The sequence below is a fragment of the Persicimonas caeni genome, from assembly GCF_006517175.1.
Taxonomy (GTDB): Bacteria; Myxococcota_A; Bradymonadia; order Bradymonadales; family Bradymonadaceae; genus Persicimonas; species Persicimonas caeni.
Genome location: NZ_CP041186.1, coordinates 1,438,545 through 1,455,004, shown reverse-complemented (window position 1 = coordinate 1,455,004; position 16,460 = coordinate 1,438,545). Strand labels below are relative to the sequence as shown.

14 protein-coding genes are annotated in these 16,460 nt (G+C 63.7%); 9 read left to right on the top strand and 5 right to left on the bottom strand.

Annotated elements, in window-relative coordinates:
• Positions 1-64 precede the first annotated feature (64 nt).
• The 5 genes from FIV42_RS05360 to FIV42_RS05340 all read right to left on the bottom strand — a co-directional run bounded on the left by FIV42_RS05360 (position 65) and on the right by FIV42_RS05340 (position 6,284).
• Entirely contained in the window at positions 65-1,063 is a 999-nt protein-coding gene (locus tag FIV42_RS05360) for a sigma-70 family RNA polymerase sigma factor (RefSeq protein WP_141196672.1), read from the bottom strand.
• Positions 1,064-1,198: 135 nt separating this feature from the next.
• Positions 1,199-2,203, bottom strand: a complete 1,005-nt coding sequence (locus FIV42_RS05355; RefSeq protein ID WP_141196671.1) for a sigma-70 family RNA polymerase sigma factor — start codon at positions 2,201-2,203, stop codon at positions 1,199-1,201.
• A 601-nt stretch (positions 2,204-2,804) separates the two neighbouring features.
• Positions 2,805-3,812 (bottom strand): SCO family protein, encoded by a 1,008-nt coding sequence (locus FIV42_RS05350; RefSeq protein WP_168210433.1) that lies wholly within the window; start codon positions 3,810-3,812, stop codon positions 2,805-2,807.
• A gap of 44 nt (positions 3,813-3,856) precedes the next feature.
• Entirely contained in the window at positions 3,857-5,332 is a 1,476-nt protein-coding gene (nirK, locus tag FIV42_RS05345) for a copper-containing nitrite reductase (RefSeq protein WP_222615383.1), read from the bottom strand.
• A gap of 250 nt (positions 5,333-5,582) precedes the next feature.
• Entirely contained in the window at positions 5,583-6,284 is a 702-nt protein-coding gene (locus FIV42_RS05340; protein WP_168210432.1) for a Crp/Fnr family transcriptional regulator, read from the bottom strand.
• Between the two features lie 219 nt (positions 6,285-6,503).
• Between FIV42_RS05340 and FIV42_RS05335 the strand changes: the two genes are divergently transcribed.
• The 9 genes from FIV42_RS05335 to FIV42_RS05295 all read left to right on the top strand — a co-directional run bounded on the left by FIV42_RS05335 (position 6,504) and on the right by FIV42_RS05295 (position 16,228).
• A complete protein-coding gene (locus tag FIV42_RS05335) occupies positions 6,504-6,986 on the top strand; it encodes a hemerythrin domain-containing protein (RefSeq protein WP_141196668.1) in 483 nt (160 codons plus the stop codon).
• 30 nt (positions 6,987-7,016) lie between these two features.
• Positions 7,017-8,183: an NnrS family protein gene (locus FIV42_RS05330; protein WP_141196667.1), complete on the top strand. Its 1,167-nt coding sequence runs from the start codon at positions 7,017-7,019 to the stop codon at positions 8,181-8,183.
• Positions 8,180-8,674 carry a DUF4149 domain-containing protein gene (locus FIV42_RS05325; RefSeq protein WP_141196666.1) on the top strand — a complete coding sequence of 165 codons (495 nt, stop codon included), beginning with the start codon at positions 8,180-8,182 and terminating at the stop codon, positions 8,672-8,674. Before FIV42_RS05330 ends, FIV42_RS05325 begins: the two co-directional genes overlap by 4 nt.
• A 191-nt stretch (positions 8,675-8,865) precedes the next feature.
• Positions 8,866-9,732 carry a heme o synthase gene (gene cyoE, locus FIV42_RS05320; protein ID WP_141196665.1) on the top strand — a complete coding sequence of 289 codons (867 nt, stop codon included), beginning with the start codon at positions 8,866-8,868 and terminating at the stop codon, positions 9,730-9,732.
• A gap of 1,187 nt (positions 9,733-10,919) precedes the next feature.
• The gene (locus FIV42_RS05315; protein WP_141196664.1) at positions 10,920-12,347 is read left to right on the top strand and encodes a cbb3-type cytochrome c oxidase subunit I; all 1,428 of its coding nucleotides are present in this window, start codon (positions 10,920-10,922) and stop codon (positions 12,345-12,347) included.
• A gap of 12 nt (positions 12,348-12,359) precedes the next feature.
• Complete coding sequence (locus FIV42_RS05310; RefSeq protein ID WP_141196663.1) at positions 12,360-12,545, top strand: hypothetical protein; 186 nt, start codon at positions 12,360-12,362, stop codon at positions 12,543-12,545.
• 36 nt (positions 12,546-12,581) lie between these two features.
• Complete coding sequence (locus FIV42_RS05305; RefSeq protein ID WP_141196662.1) at positions 12,582-13,112, top strand: cupredoxin domain-containing protein; 531 nt, start codon at positions 12,582-12,584, stop codon at positions 13,110-13,112.
• Positions 13,113-13,147: 35 nt separating this feature from the next.
• Entirely contained in the window at positions 13,148-14,851 is a 1,704-nt protein-coding gene (locus FIV42_RS05300) for a cbb3-type cytochrome c oxidase subunit I (RefSeq protein ID WP_222615382.1), read from the top strand.
• Between the two features lie 396 nt (positions 14,852-15,247).
• The gene (locus tag FIV42_RS05295) at positions 15,248-16,228 is read left to right on the top strand and encodes an SCO family protein (RefSeq protein ID WP_168210431.1); all 981 of its coding nucleotides are present in this window, start codon (positions 15,248-15,250) and stop codon (positions 16,226-16,228) included.
• Positions 16,229-16,460 lie beyond the last annotated feature (232 nt).

Sequence of the window (16,460 nt, the reverse complement as noted above, 5' to 3'; positions counted from 1 at the left end):
TGCGATGCGCCTAACATAGAGAGCGCCTCCGTTTGTGCAAGGCCGCCATCGTACTGAAGCCGTCCTACTGCAACCACTCCAGCTGCACATCGTCGCCCAGATTCTCCATCAGGAACTTGCGGAAATCCTCGCGCATGCCCACCTCGATCTGGCGGATGCGCTCCTTGGAGACTCCCCAGTCATCGCCCAGCTCGGCCAAGGTCTTCGCCTCGTCGGCGATCATGCGGTCGAACCAGATCGACTGGCGTCGCTCGTCGTCGATGCCTTCGCCGAACTGGTCGATGCAGCGGCGAATCTGGCTTTGAATGTCGTACTCGGCGGCGGCCGTTTCCGGATTGACCGAATCGGACTCCATCAACTCGCCTACGGTGGTGTCTTCGTGGCCCGGCGCCTGGGCGTCCAGGTAAACCGGCGGCGCGTCGAGCTGCGCGGCGATGCGCACGACCTCCTCCTCTTTGACGTCGAGGTACTCGGCCACGGAGGCGGCGGTGGGCTTTTGGCCCCCTTGGATCAGCGCGCGGCGCGCCTTTTTGAGGTTGTAGAACAGCTTTCGCCCGGCGCGCGATCCCCCGATGCGCACCGGATGGGTCTGGTTCATCAAGTAATTCAGGATCATCGCCCGGATCCAATACTGGGCGTAGCTCGTAAATTTGACGCCCCGATAGGGATCGTAGCGCGTCAGGGCTTCACTCAAGCCCACGTTGCCCTGTTGGATCAGGTCGAGAAGGTTGGTGCGTCGGCGCTGGTACTCCTTGGCGAGCTTCACGACCAGGCGCAGGTTGGTCAGGATGAGCAGCTTGGCCGCCTCGATGTCCTCCTCTTCAATATACCGCACGGCCAGCTCTTGCTGGGCGTCGGAAGGAAGCGGCTCGAGATGGTTCAGCCGGTTCAGGTAGGCCGTCAGCGGATCGGTCTCGGCCGTCAGGCTGACCGAGGACCACAACTTTTTGGCCTCGAGTAGCGCTGCCCGGCAGTCGCCGTCGTCGGCGACCCCCTCGTGCTCGGGCATGGCTTGAAGATACGTCGGATCGGAATTGGTCGACGATTCTGTTGCTCGACTCATGGTCTCCCCTGGTGATTAGACGTGTATACCGCCCGACACCAATGGCTAGGCATCCACAAACGAGCGTCAAATAAAATATCCCATCCGAAAAGGAGCCTCGCCGGGTTTATGCGCCCGGCGAGGCTGTATTCGGCGTTACGGTGACTTGAGCCACTCGAGCTTGACGTCGTCGCCGAGCCGCTCGACCAAGAAGGCGCGGAAGTCTTCGCGCATGCCCACCTCGATCTGGCGGATACGCTCCTTGGAGACGCCCCAGTCGTCACCCAACTCGGCGAGCGTCTTGGAGTCGTCGGCGATCATTCGCTCGGTCCAGATGGCCTGCTTACGCTCATCGGAGATCCCGTCGCCGAACTCGTCGATCACCGCGCGGATCTGGCTGGCCAGGTCGTACTCGGCCGCCGCCGACTCCGGGCTGACCGTCTCCGACTCCATCAACTCGCCCACGGTGGTGTCCTCGTGGCCGGGCGCCTCGGCGTCCAGATACACCGGCGGCGCGTCGAGCTGGGCGGCCACACGTACGACCTCTTCCTCTTTGACGTCGAGGTATTGAGCCACCCGCGAGGCGGTCGGCTTGTGGCCGTTTTGCATCAGCGCGCGGCGAGCCTTCTTGAGGTTGTAGAACAGCTTACGTCCCGCCCTCGACCCACCGATACGCACCGGATGGGTGTAGTTCATCAGGTAGTTGAGGATCATCGCGCGGATCCAGTACTGCGCATAACTGGTGAACTTGACCCCACGATACGGATCGTAGCGTGTCAGGGCCTCGCTCAGCCCCAGGTTGCCCTGCTGGATCAACTCGAGCAGGTCGGTCTTGCGCCGCTGGTACTCCTTGGCCAGCTTGACCACCAGGCGCAGGTTCGTCAGCACCAGCAGCTTGGCCGCCTCCTCGTCGTCGTTCTCCATGTAGCGCACCGCCAACTCTTGCTGCGTCTCCGAGGGCAGTGGCTCGAGGTGGTTCAGCCGGTTCAGGTAGGCCGACAGCGGATCGGTGTCGGCCGAGATCTTGACCGACGACCACAGCTTCTTGGCCTCCAGAAGCGCGTGTTGGCAGGCGTCATCATCTTGTTTGTGTGTTCCCCCGTCGGGCAAGGCGTCTTCATAGGCGTCGCGAGACGGCTCGTTATACGATGCTTCACTCATTCTCTTACCTCCACGTGTTGAGACGGGTGTCGACAGTGGGCCGATGGCGGCGTGTCAGCCACCAACGCTCGTGGGTCGAGCCGGTCTCACGGTAGGTTGCAAGCGCTCAGACAACGGACATTTCTTTCGGTCTTTTGTTTTCGGTGGATCATCCCCCCGGATGACGCCCGAGCTTCGACCTGCCAGGCTTCGACCTAACAGGGCCGCGGCTCAGGAACGCTCCACGCTCTTCGTGCTTCAATTGTACGGCTTACTGCGACTGCGACGGTTGCTGGCCCCGTTGAGGTCACCCGATACAGAGTTCACACTGCTTCCCCGTTTTCTGTACCGGACCTCGCTTCGGACACGGTTTGTGGGGCGTCAACGGTCTGCTTCAATTGCTAGTCAGCATGGCGACGCGGTCAAGTTGGAGATATGCAACGAACGCGGTGAAAATTTACACCCACTCGTGCGCGCCGTTAGACGCGGGTTCTTGTCGTGCTTTTGATACAAGATTTATGTCGGTGAGGCGCGGCCTTAATACCCGAAAATCAAGGGTTTTTCGGCCTGGAGGGGGATAGTCGCAGCGCCCGCCCTGTCAAGGCGGGGCTGCAGGCAGGCTTCAGCCGTCGGTGGAGGGCTCTTCGACGGCGATGCGGATCACCTCACTGGGCAGCGCGGTGCACCCGAAGTAGAACTCACCGGCCTCGTCGAAGCGTTGGGTCGCCTCCTCGCCGGGGCCCAGCGAGATGTCGCCGACGAAGTGGTACATGTAGTCGTCGTTGCGCCAGCGGATGCTGTCTCCCACGCGTACGCGAAGGTAAGCAGGAAGCTTGGGGTTTTTCTGCGCCGCGCGGGTGTACGAGCCCGGCGGGATGGTCACCTTTTTGACCGAGCCCACCTCGGGCAGCCGCTCGCCCAGCGACGGATCGTCGAGCAGCGCGCTCAGGTCCTCGACCATCGTGTCTACCGAAGTGCCGTAGGGGTAGGAGACCGGCATCTTCTTGCCGTTCTGGACCAGATAGATCTGGCCGCTGTGGTCGAACTTGTAGTCACGACCCATCACCGGCTTGTCCAGCTCGACGCGCTTTCGCACAATGCCCCACGACTTGTAGACCTCGTCGAGGCTGTCGCCGTACGGGCCGGTCACCCCGATGATCTCGCCTTCGTAGTACTCGAGGTACTCGGCCATCTTCTTGGGCGGCTCGTTGCCCGGGTCGATCGTCACGAAGACGAACTGGACCTGGTCGGCGTCGGCGCCCAATTGCTTCTGGATCTTCTCGAACTTCTTGAGGTTCGTCGGGCAGACGTCGGTGCAACTGACGTAGCCGAAGAAGACCATTGCCAACGGGTGCGGCTGGCGTTTGAGCGAGAAGGACTGACCGTTGTGGTCGAGCCCGTCGAGCGCAGGCGCTTGGCGCGGCGGGTCGTAGTGGATGCCGCGCAGCGCCTTGGGCGCCTCTTGCTTGTCGGCTTCGGCAGCCTCGTCGGCTTCGGTGTCGAAGGCGACGCCCAGCGCCGAGTGGCCGGGCCCCAGCGGGAGCAGCGAGATGGCGGCGAGCACCAAACCGGCGATGGTCGCCACAAGGACGACCATGCCGGGGGTTTTGTTGTGCGTTGTCGTGGTCATGGTCTTCTCCATCGGGCCCCGCCGAAGCGGGGCCCGTGTCGAGCTCAGTGCTTGTCCGTGGCCTCTTCGCCACTCAGACTCTTATACAGCGTGTCGTCGGCCTCGCCGGTGACCTCCAGGATGCCCACGGCACCCTTGTCCAGGCGAGTCAGCGCGTGGTCGACGAGCAGGTACTTACCCGGGTAGTCGACCTCGAACTCGACCATGGTCGCGCCGCCCGGGGGCACCGCGGTGGTCTGCACGTTGCGCAGCGGCTCGCTGATGATGGCCGCTTCGGAGTAGACCTTGTCGAAGATCTCGCCGATGACGTGGAAGGCGCTGTGGGTGTTCGGGCCGCCGACGCCGAAGAAGATGCGCACGTTCTCGCCCACCTCGGCTTTCATGACGCGCTCACCGGTCAGCGAGCCCACGCGGCCGTTGAAGACCACGTACGTGGGCATCTCTTCGAAGAGGCGGTCGGAGCTCTCCTCCTGGTGTCCTGCGGTGCCCGGGCGTGCCTTGGTGTAGTACTCGCCCTGCATGACGTAGAACTCCTTGTCGACCGGGGCCAGGCCTTCCTTGGGCTCGACTAGAATCATGCCGAACATGCCGCGGGCCAGGTGCGTGGGGATATGCGGGGTGGCGCAGTGGTACACGTACAGGCCGGCGTGGGTCGCCTTGAACTGCAGCGAGCGTCGCTCGCCCGGGGGCACCTGCAGCACGGCCGCACCGCCGCCGGGGCCGGTCACCGAGTGGAAGTCGATGCTGTGCGACATGGTGCTGTCGGGGGCGTTGTCGACGTGGACGATGACCGTGTCACCCTCTTTGACGCGCAGGAAGGGGCCGGGGACCTTGCCGTTGTAGGTCCACATCTCGTAGGTGGTGCCGTCCTCGAGCTCGGCGACGACCTCTTCGGTCTCGATGACGTACTCGACGGTCTTGTTCTCTTTGCGCTTGATGGGCGGCGGGATATCCGCGGCGTCCCAGCCAATCTCGTCGGTATTCACCTTCTTGGCCTTCTTGAGCGAGGTGGCCGTGGCGGGCATCAAGCTGTTGCTGTGACCCTCGTGGGCCGCCACCGGCTGGTCGCCGCCGCCGACGACGACTTTGCCGACCATGCCGGCCTGACGGTGGCCGGGCAGCGAGCAGAAGTAGGTGTCGTTGGCCTTCGCCTCGAAGGTAAACGTCGTGCGCTCGTTGACCTTCATGAGCGCTTCGCTCTTCGTGCCGGCGTTCTCCAGCGCGATGTCGTGGGCCATATTCTCTTTGTTGATGAGCGTGACCTTGACGGTGTCTCCGGCATTGACCTTCAACTCCGGGTTGGTCTGCCCGTCGATGTCGCCACCCACACCCTTGTAGCCGCTCAGGTAGGCCTCGAGGGTGAACTCGACCGTCTCGCCGGTCTGGGCGGGTTCGTCGGCCGTGGTCGACTTGGCTGAGTCGGCCTTGCAGGCGCCCAACGTCAAGATCGACAGGAACAGGGTGACGAGCGCGAGCACGCGCCAACGGTTAGTCAGAACATTCTTCATTGGGACGAACATTGAGTCCTCCGTTCGGTCAATTGGCATCCATCCACCTCACCACGAGGCGGCGTGACGGTGGATTAAATCTGCGAGGCACGTGCCAAAGATTGGCCGATATGATCTGGATCAGAACGCGGACTCGAAGCCCGCTCGGGACGCTGCGAGCAGCGGGGGAGGGGGGAGAAAAATTTGCGGCGGGCCAGCGCAAGGTTTGCGTTGGCCCCGCAAAGCGCGCAACATTTTCGGGGGTTAGTTCTTGAAGGTTGCCTTAGAACTCGGTGGCAATCTCTTGGAGTTTGGCGGCATCGACGATCAAAAAGCCGGTCTTTTCGGTCTTGACCGGGCCCTCCTTGTTCCACCGACTCATGATACGAATCGCCGTCTCCACACGCGTGTTGATGAGCTCGGCGATATCGCGACGTGACAAGGGCAGGTCGACGAAGATGCCCATGCTGCCGTCGTCGAGCTTGGTGCGACGGCCCATCTTCTCGCTGAACTTCTCGAAAAGCATCGCCAGGCGCTGCTCGGCGCAGTCGGTCGCCAGCTCGTGGATGCGCCGCACCAGGTGGTGGTTTCGGCGCATCATCGAGTTGATCGTCGCCTCGAGCAGGTCCGCGTCGCGCTTGAGGGTGCCAAAGAAGTGGTCGCGGTGGATCTGGAGCACCTCGGTGTCGTCGAGCGCGATGGCGCTCGCCGGGTAGTCGATGCGCTGGTAGACCGCGATCTGGCCGACCGGATCTCCGTCGTTGAAGATGCCCAGCGTGGTCTCCTTGCCGTCATTGCGATACTTCAACACCTTGATCTTACCGTGGGTGATAAAGGTGAAGTTGTGCGCCGGCGTCCCCTCTTTCCACAGCAGATCTCCGCGCTCGAAGGTGCGTGCCACAAAGTATTGGGCCAGCGGCTCGAGCGTGGTCGGCGGAACCGCCTCGAACATCGGGATTTCGCGCAGCTTATCGACCTTTTCCATAGGGGCGTCTCGTTCGTCTAGAGGTGTTTGAGGAGCTTTCGATGGCCGCTTCGTGGCCCATTGATGCGTCGCTCGCCAACAAAACAGAGCAAAGCGTGTGCCAAGGATGATCCATGTCATACCGCCGTTGCGCCTCGTACTTACAATGGCCGGTGACGTCGCATTCCGCCGCGTCGTGCTTTTTCGCTGCACCTTTTCTCGCTCGACCGGGAGGCCGCCATGACCGCGCAAATCACCACCACCACCAAGCTGCCGAAGATGGCTCACGGGCACACTCGCCTCATCTGGCTTCTCGACGATATCGAAGCACACCTCGACGGGATTCGCGGCAGCGAGGACCCCGCACTGATCATCGAGGAGTTGATCTCCTACACCCGCGAGTTCAACGACGAGCTCGACGAACATATCGGCGAAGAGGAGACGCGAATTTTTCCGGCCGCCGCACGGGTCGCCAGCCAAGAAGAGCTCGAAGAGCTCGACGACATCCACGACGAGCATCGTCAGATCGAAGCGCAGCTCCAAGAGTTCTGGGATATTTTGTCGCAAGGTTGCGAGCAAAAGAATGGCGCTCGGCATGGAGTTTGCTGTGACAAACTCATCACACTGGTGAGCACCATGCGCCAGACGCTGGCCGCTCACAGCGCCCACGAGCGACAGTTCCTGTCGCAAGTCGAGCCACGAGTCGAGGATCTTGACTTGTAGTTCATCGCTTCTCGCTTCGAGGTACCGTCGATGACATCGACCCCGACTGTTTTCGCCAAGGGCTTTCGGCCCTTCTTCTTGCTGGCGGCGGCCTTTGCCGTGGCCTTTCTTCCGCTCTGGCTGCTCGCCTACACCGGCCACGTCGACGCCTCTGCGTACTGGACGCCGTCGACCTGGCACGGCCACGAGATGGTCTTCGGGTTCACCGTGGCCGTGGTCGCAGGCTTCTTGCTCACGGCCGTGGGCAACTGGACCAAGCAGGAGACCGCCGTCGGTGGACGGCTCGTCGTGCTGTGTCTGCTGTGGCTGGCCGGCCGTTTGGCCGTCGTCTTCGCCGGCGACTTGCAGCCGGGGCTCGTCGTGATGGCCGACCTCCTCTTCATCCCGGCGCTCGCCGGGGCCATCGGCCGCCCGCTCATCCGCACGAACAACCGCAGAAACCTCAAGTTCCTGGGCATCCTGGCGCTCCTGTGGGGCGCCAACGCCGCCATGCACCTCGACGCGCTCGGCGTCGTCGAGGGCTGGGCACGCCCGGCGCTCTTGCTCGCCGTCGATCTGATCGCCGTTATCACGCTGATCATCGGCGGGCGCATCATCCCGATGTTCACGCGCAACGCCGTCGGCGACGCGCTCATCCGCTCGAACAAAAAGCTCGAGAAGTTCCTGGTCGTCGCCGTGGGCGCCGCCATCGCTCTGAGCGTCTTCGCCCCCATGGAGTGGTTTACAGGCGCCGCGGCCATCATCGCCGGCGTCGCCATCCTCGCCCGCCAGACGCACTGGGGCGCCAAGCAAACTATCGACAAGCCGATCCTGTGGGTGCTGCATCTGGGGCACGCCTGGATCGCCGCCGGCTTCGTGCTGCGCGGGCTGGCCGTCTTCACCCCGCAGGTCTCCGGCTCGATGGGCACCCACGCCCTGACCGTAGGCGCCATCGGCCTGCTCACCCTGGGCATGATGGCCCGCGTCGCGCTCGGCCACACCGGCCGCGAACTCAAAGTCACCAAACCCGTCGCCTGGGCCTTCGTCGCCATGAGTCTGGCCGCACTGGGCCGCACGCTGGTCCCGATTATCTGGCCGTCGCACTACGTCGACTGGGTGATCGCCTCGGGCGTTCTCTTCGCACTCGCCTTCGCCGTCTACCTGCTCCAGTACGTCCCGATTCTGGTCAAGCCGCGCGCTGACGGGAGGCCCGGTTGACCCCACTCTACAAGATCAGCCTCGTCCTCCACGTGCTCTCGGCGGTGATCTGGGTCGGCGGCGTCCTCTTCATGGGGATGGTCGCCGTACCCGCCGCCCGCAAGCTCGAGCCGCGCCTTCGCCGCGCGGTCACCTCGCGCTTGGGCCACGCATTTCGCCCCGTGGGCTGGCTCTGCCTGACCGTGCTCGTCGTCACCGGCTCGTATATGGCCTACTCGTGGGGCGCGACGGTCGAAAATGTCCTGAACCTGTCGTTCTTCGAGGCCAATCACACGCGGCTCTTGGGCTACAAGCTCCTGGCCGTCATCGCCATGCTTGTCGTGAGCGGCGTGCACGATTGGTATCTGGGGCCGAAGGCGACGGAGGTGGGTTACGGCTCTGCAGAGGCCGAACGTTTGCGCAAGGTCGCGGGCTGGCTGGGTAGGGTGACGGGGATTCTCGTGATCGTCATCGTCTGCTTGGCGGTGTTTGTGGCTAGGCCGTGGGTGTAGGTTCGGGTTGTTGAGGCCCCCCATCCGCCTCGCGCTAAACCACGCGCTCGGCACCTTCCCCCCGGGGAAGGGCTGCCTTAGCTCTCTTGAACCACGTGGCTTCTCGCAACAGCATCCCTTACCCCGGGGGGAAGGTGCCCGAAGCGAAGCGAAGGGCGGATGGGGGGCCCCGAAAACCAAGGAGTAAAGAATTGCAACAAAAACAAACCCGACCCCGCGACTGGCTCAGCCTGACCAAGCCGGGCATCGTCGTCAGCAACGTCATGACGGCCGCCGCCGGCCTGTGGCTCGCGCCCGGCGCCGCCGGCCTCGAGACCGCAGTGGCCGCGCTGGTCGGCACCGGCCTGTTGGTCGCCGGCAGCGGCGCCTTCAACCAGGTGCTCGAGCGCGACACCGACGCGTTCATGGACCGCACGAGCACCCGCCCGCTGGCCGCCGGACGCCTCGAGCCCCTCGAGGGCATCATCCTCGGCTGCCTGGCCGTGCTCGGCGGGCTCCTCTTGCTCGGCGTCTACGTCAACATGCTCTGCGCGGCCTTGGGCGCGCTGGCCACGGGCATCTACGCCTTCGTCTACACCCCGCTCAAGCGTCGCACCTTCTGGGCCGTGCCCATCGGCGCGGTCTCCGGCGCGTTGCCACCCGTCATGGGCTGGACCGCGGTGACCGGCGCGGTCGACCCGGGCGCGCTCGTCCTCTTCTCGATCCTCTTCTGGTGGCAGATCCCGCACTTTCTGGGCATCGCCCTATACCGCGCGCCCGATTACCTGCGCGCCGGCCTCAAGATCGCCCCCGAGAGCTCAGCCTATCCGATCACGATCTTCTGGGCGCGCCTGAGCGCCATCCTCACCCTCGCCAGCGTCGCCGCGCTCCCCTTCGTCCTCGACTCGAAGTGGGTCTTCTTCGCGCTCGCCGTCGTCGGCACCGTCGGCCCCACCGTCGCCGGCTTCCGCCGCGTCCCAGACGGCGACGTCGCCGCCTGGGGCCGCAAACTCTTCTTCTCGAGCCTGGCCACGCTCCCGCTGCTGGCGCTCGGCGCCCTGGTAGAAGTGGTGATTTAGTCGCTCCACCCCGCGGAGCCCTGCGCCGGTTCGGTGCGTGGGCATCTTGCCCTCGTCGAGTTCGGTGCGTGGGCATCTTGCCCTCGTCGAGTTCGGTGCGTGGGCATCTTGCCCTCGTCGAGTTCGGTGTGTGGGCATCTTGCCCTCGTCGAGTTCGGTGCGTGGGCATCTTGCCCTCGTCGAGTTCGGTGTGTGGGCATCTTGCCCTCGTCGAGTTCGGTGCGTGGGCATCTTGCCCACTAGTGCACCGACAATTACCTACAGAGATGTGCAAACAACGCCACCTTTTCTCCAACTTCCCGAAAAGCAATTCACGCCGCCGGGCTCTGGATCCGGAATGCTCTCCGCCCGCTCCGGATACCGGCAGTAATAGCACTGAAAATCTCTGCTTCCGCAATCGGTACCAATTTCGGGAGGGGTTTCGGGGCAATCGACGTCAGATTCCAGTTGTTCCGTATATTCTCCGAATTGATCAGTACAGACGAAGAGGGGATCACATAACCGCCGCTCATCTCCGTCATTCGACGTGTCGGCGCCAGCGTCGCCGCCCACATCCGCCCGCTCACTCGCATCCCCTTCGGAGTCATCCGAAGCGCACGCCGGCGCAACGCACGCCAGGCAAAGCAAAACGGCCAAGAAGCGATATCGTGGTAGCTTTTTCATAGGCTATTCGAAGCAATCATCGTTAATCACCGTCACACGTACAGCAACACAGTGATGTTGCCGATTACAGGCGGTTCCGAGCGCGCAACGTTTGCGAGGGTAATTAGAATTGAATCGCAATTCGAACCCCCGATATCTCCGCCACATGATCTACGTCATATGACAGCCCCGAAAACCCTGTATAACTGATTTCAGTGCAGGCGAGGGAAGCCGGACTCTAAGTCCTGGCCCGGTACTCACCTCCGGCCGACACCGCCTGCGCTCCTTTTGTACTGCTACTCCTAAGCAGCGAATGCCCGTGAACTTTCGAGTTCACGGGCATTTGTGTCTCTGCCCCATCCGCGCCATCAGCCCCCCTAAACCCCCAAACCCCCAAACCCCCAAACCCCCAAACCCCCAAACCCCCAAACCCCCAAACCCCCCTGATCCAGATCATCTCCCCCCACCCCCTCATGATTTGGATCACCTCCACGCCTCGCTCCTGCCACTAGTCTTACCCACGTCACACAAAACGCGAGGAGCGTATGAAGTCACTCGTCACCAAAACCCACTCGAGCACCCAGGGCCTCAAAGTCGTCCGTCGCTGGCTGATGCTGTCGGTCGGCGCGCTGATCACCGCCGGGCTCTTCTCGTTGGGACTGATCATCGGTCGGATGCCCCCGTTTTCGTCGTGGGTGACCGACCCGCAATTCTTCAAGCGCTGCTTGGTCGTCCACGTCGACCTGGCGCTCATCGTCTGGTTCTACTCGTTTATCGTCGGCTTGTTCCACCTGTTGCCGATGCCGGGCAGGGCGCGCCGGGTTGCCGGCCACTCGGTCGGGGTGTCGGCGGTGGGCGTGGTGCTGATGGTCTTGTCGGCCGGCATCGAGCACGCCGAGCCGATCTTGGCCAACTACGTGCCCGTGGTCGACCACCCGCTCTTTTTGCTCGGGCTGGTCCTCTTCGCCGTGGGTGTGCTCGCCGCGATCCTGTCGGGCGGCCTCTGGTCGCGCGAAGACGCCCACGCCCCGGTCGTCGAGTTGCCCGAGGCGGTCGTTCCCGGGCTTCGCGCCGCGGGCGTCGTCATCGTGGCGGCGGCCGCGACCTTCTTCGCCGGCTGGCTGGCCACGCCCACCTCGCTCGAGGCGGGCGCCTACTACGAGTTGATGTTCTGGGGCGGCGGCCACGTGCTGCAGGTCGCCTGCGAGGTGGCCATGGTCGTCGTCTGGATCGTGCTCGTCGGCTCGCTTCTGGGTCGCTCGCCGGTCCAACGCAAGACCGCCGCGGTCCTCTTCGGCCTGCTCATCGCCCCGCACCTATTCGCGCCGCTGTTGACCCTCGAGGGTACCCAGAGCGCGCTGTACCACGTCGGGTCGACCCGGCTGATGCAGTTCGGCATCTTCCCGGTCGTCCTCGTCTTCTTGGGCATCTTGATTCACCGCCTCTACACCGCCGTGCGCAGCGGCGAGCTCTCCAAGGGGATCTGGCGCGACCCGCGCTTTGTGGGCTTCGCCACCAGCGCCGCGCTCACCCTGTGCGGGTTTGTGCTCGGCGCGATGATCCGCGGGTCGAACACCATGATCCCGGCGCACTACCACGCCGCCATCGGCGCGGTGACCGTCGCCTTCATGACCGTGGCGCTGATGCTGCTCGAGCCCCTGGGCTTCCCGCTTCCGAGCGCGCGCTGGAAGAAGGCCGCGCGCTTCCAGCCGGCGCTCTTCGGCATCGGCCAGGTCGTCTTCGCCGTCGGCTTTGCGGTCGCCGGCGCCCACGGCATGGCCCGCAAGGCCTACGGCTCCGAGCAGCAGATTCGCGGGCTGGCCGACTGGCTCGGCTTGGCGACCATGGGCATCGGCGGGCTCATCGCCATCGCCGGCGGCCTGCTCTTTTTGGCGCTCATCTCGGCGGCCGTCGCCCCCAAGGTCTCCGCCGCCTTCACCCGTCTCAAACCCAACACCACGCTCGCTGACTAGAGGAGGATTCCAATGACTTCGAACGACCCACAACCGACTCCGTCCCACGACGAACACGCGCCAGACAAGCACTGGCTCCAGAAGATCATGGATAACCCGTGGATTCTTCTCGTCCTGGGACTCCTCATTCCGGCCCTGTCGTACACCGCCTGGGGTTGGATCGAGCTGCTGTTCATCCAGCCGGCTCAACTTCCTTAACCCCGACCGATCACTGAATTTCGGAGGAAATGAACAATGACTATTCACAGCCCCCCAAAGGACTGGTTCAAGTGGCCCCACGGCCACGAACGCCTCTGGATCGGTCTGGCGCTCGTCTGGTGTCTGATCATGTTCGCCATGATGCCCTACTGGCACTTCAACGGAAAACAGAACAGCACCGGCGAGTCCTACGCGGTCGAACCCGACGCCTTCGTCGAGCGCGTCGAGCAGTTCACCGCCGCCAACAAGGTCGGCGAGGACCCCGCCAGCGGCATCCCCATCGTCGAGCCGCCCCCCGGCGGCGACGCCTATCTGCTCGGACGCATGTGGAGCTGGACGCCCACCCTCAAGCTTCGCCAGGGCGAGACCTACAGGCTGCACATCTCGTCGGCCGACCTGCAGCACGGCTTCTCGCTGCAGCCGATGAACATGAACTTTCAGGTGCTGCCCGGCTACGACCACGTGCTCACGCTCACGCCCACGACTACCGGCGAATTCACCATTGTTTGCAATGAATTTTGCGGCATCGGCCACCACGCCATGATCGGCAAAATCATCGTTGAATAGACCCTTCGCCGTTAGGCTGAACAAGGAGACTCCCCATGGCTTCCATCACAGCGATGTCCGGGCCACGCACCCGTAAGTGCGACACCACCGGCTTGCCGGTCTGCCTGGACGCTGAATTCTTCGTCAAAATGAACGCCGTCTCGGCGGTCGTCTTCCTCCTGTTGGGAGGCATCGCCGCCTTGACCCTGGCGCTGACGAGGTGGCCGGCAGTTCACCTGCTCGACTCCACCTGGTTCTACCGCATGTTGACCTTCCACGGCGTCAACATGCTCATCTTCTGGATTCTCTTCATGGAGATGGCCATCCTGTATTTCGCAGGGACCACCCTCCTGAAGACCAAGCTCTTCTCGCCCAAATTAGCCTGGGCCGGCTTCGGATTGATGATATCCGGGGCGGTCATGACCGACTACATCATCCTGATGGGCCAGGCCGACGTGATGCTCACGTCCTACTTGCCCCTGGTCGCCCACCCGCTCTTTTACCTGGGCATCATCCTCTTCGCGGTGGGGGCGCTGGTAAATATCTTCAACTTCTTCGCCACGGTCTACGTGGCCTGGAAGAACAAGACGTACGGCGAGACGATGCCGCTGGTCGCCTTCGGCGCGGTGACCGCCGCGATCATCGCGGTCGTCGCGCTGCTGCACGGCGCAGTCGCGCTCGTCCCCACGCTCACCTTCGCCATGGGCTGGACCGCCGAGCCCGACCCCATGTGGTACCGCCTCATCTGGTGGGGCCTGGGCCACCAATCCCAGCAGGTCAACGTCGTGGCCATGGTCTCGGTGTGGTACCTGATGAGCCACCTGACCAGCGGCGGCGTCGTCCTCAACGAGTTCGTCTCGCGCGGCGCCTTCGTCCTCTACATCCTCTTCATCAACCTCGCCTCGGCTCACCACCTCTTGGTCGACCCGGGCGTGGGCGCGACCTGGAAGATCTGGAACACCTCCTACGCCATGTATCTGGCGGTCTTGGCCTCGCTCATCCACGGGTTCACCGTGCCGGCAGGCCTGGAGGCGGGCATGCGCCTCAAAGGCTACACCAAAGGCCTGTTTGGCTGGCTTTGGAACGCCCCCTGGAAAAACCCGGGCTTCTCGGGCTTTTTCCTGTCGCTCGTCATCTTCGGCTTCATCGGCGGCATCACCGGCGTGACCCTGGGCACCCAGCAGATCAACATCACCGCCCACAACACCCTGCGCATCCCCGGCCACTTCCACGCCACGGTCGTCGGCGGCACCTCGCTGGCCTTCATGGGGCTCACTTACTATGTGGTACCGCTCCTGTTCCGCCGCGAGTACAGCTTCAAGTGGCTCGCCCGCCTGCAGCCCTACGTGTTCGCCGTGGGCATCGTCCTGATGTCTTTGGGCATGAGCTTCGCCGGCTCGGCTGGCGTCGCCCGCCGCACCTGGGACATCGACGCCGCCGGCATCTACGGCGCCACCTCCCACCTGATGCTCGGCGTGCTGGGCATCGGCGGCACCTTGGCCTTCATCGGCCTGCTCATCTACGTGCTGCTCACCGTCCACGCCGTGCTCTTCGGCCAGAAGAACCACGGCCGCGCCATGGACGACTGGGGCACCCCCAAGGACATCGCCCCCGCCGAGGGCGACACCGAGGCCCGCGAACTCCTCGAGCACGGCAAGGCGCCGGGCACGATGGTGCTGGTGTTGGTGCTCTTGGCCTGCTTCGTCGTCTACTACTTCGCCAACTGGAAGGCATTGGCCGACCTCTGGCACGTGCGGTGACCCCAAACGGTCGCCAACGCAACATCTTCCTCCCCTGCGCGAAGCGAAGCGTAGCGTAGGGGAGGACCGAGGAGGGGACTCCTCCTCCGCGAAGCGAAGCGAAGTGGAGGAGGACCGAGGAGGAGGAAGTCAAAGGATGCAAAGCAAGCAAGCACGCAATGAAGGCCTCTCCCTCGGTCCCTCTCCATCCCTTCGCTTCGCTACGGGCGGAAAGGGAGGCCTCTCCTCGGTCCTCTCCATCCCTTCGCTTCGCTACGGGCGGAGAGGAAGATGTTGCGAGAAGCTACGTGGTTCAGAAGAGCTAAGGCATCCCTTCCCCCGGGGGAAGGTGCCCGAAGCGAAGCGAAGGGCGGATGGGGGGCCTCGCACACCCAAACGCCCCAAAGGAGAAACACCATGACCATCTTCACCAATCTCTCCCAATTCATCACAGGCTGGCGCTTCGCCACCTTCGTCATCGCCCTGTGCGTCTTCATGACGCTCATCCTGACGGCCATCCTGCTCATCCCCACCTCCGAGACCGGCCTGGGCGCCTTCGCCACCGACTTCAAGACGTGGTGCTTCGGCTACGACCCGGCCACCGGCAGCTTCGAGTGGGGCTACGTGGCCGTGATGCTGCTCAACCCGCTCATCCTCGCCGCGTTCGTGGCGATTGTGTGGGCGCAGCCCATCGGGCGGGCGTTGCAGCGGCGCAAGTGGGCGATGATCAGCACCGTGGGCGTCGCGCTGGTCGTCGCCGGCTCGATGGGCGCGAGCTTCGTGATGCTGGGGCCCTCGAAGGTCGAGGCGACCCAGCTTCCGTTCCCCGCCGAGCGCCTGCGCACCGAGCTCACCCCGCCGACCTTCGAGCTGACCGACCAGACCGGCGAGCGGGTGAGCCTCGACGACTTCAAAGGCGAGGTCGTGCTCTTGACCGCGATCTACGCGAGCTGCCACACCGCCTGCCCGACGATCATGGTGCAGGCCCGGCGCGCGCTCAACTCGCTGACCGAGGCGCAGCGCGAGGACGTCACCGTCGTCGCCGTGACCCTCGACCCCGAAAACGACACCCCCGAGCGCCTCGCCGAGGCCGCCGTCGCCCACCAGGTCGAAGCCCCCGAGTGGCGCCTGGTCACCGGCGAGCCCGACGAGGTCAACCGCGTGCTCGACGAGATGAGCGTCTCGCGGCGCACCAACCCCGACACCGGCGTCATCGAGCACTCGAACCTGTTCGCCGTCATCGACCGCGACGGCAAGATCGCCTACCGGCTCACCCTCGGCGACCGCCACGACACGTGGCTGAGCACGGCGGTGAGGACGCTCGTGAACGAAAAAACGGAACTCCAAGCAGCAACCGCCGATACGCGCAAACGCGGCGAATCGTCCGCCCATAAATAGTAGTTTCACGTCAATAGCAGGCCTTCAGCAATCGAGGCGCCCGCTATTGAAGAAATTAGCATTGAAGGGCGGACGATCCGCGACGTTTGCGCGAGGCGAAGGCCCAGCAAGCAACAAACGCCGATACGCGCAAACGCGGCGAATCGTCCGCCCGTAAATAGTAGTTTCACGTCAATAGAAGGCCTTCAGGAATCGAGGCGCCCGCTATTGAAGAAATTAGCATTGAAGGGCG